Origin of the sequence: Streptomyces viridochromogenes (genome assembly GCF_001270495.1) — a bacterium.
Lineage (GTDB): Bacteria > Actinomycetota > Actinomycetes > Streptomycetales > Streptomycetaceae > Streptomyces > Streptomyces viridochromogenes_A.
Genome location: NZ_LGUR01000137.1, coordinates 1 through 328, shown reverse-complemented (window position 1 = coordinate 328; position 328 = coordinate 1). Strand labels below are relative to the sequence as shown.

General features: G+C 57.3%; 1 rRNA gene. It reads left to right on the top strand.

Annotated features, from left to right (window positions below):
- Positions 1–328, top strand: a 23S ribosomal RNA gene (locus ADK36_RS15340); the annotation flags it as partial.

The following is a 328-nucleotide window of genomic DNA, read 5'->3' as shown; positions in this document are numbered from 1 at the left end:
AACAACCGTGATTCCGGGAGTAGTGGCGAGCGAAACTGGATGAGGCTAAACCGTATACGTGTGAGACCCGGCAGGGGTTGCGTATGCGGGGTTGTGGGAGTGTGCTTGATCGGTCTGCCGGCCGGTCGGAGAGTCAGAAACCGTTGATGTAGGCGAAGGACATGCGAAAGGTCCGGCGTAGAGGGTAAGACCCCCGTAGTCGAAACATCAGCGGCTCTCTTGCGTATTTCCCAAGTAGCACGGGGCCCGAGAAATCCCGTGTGAATCTGGCGGGACCACCCGCTAAGCCTAAATATTCCCTGGTGACCGATAGCGGATAGTACCGTGA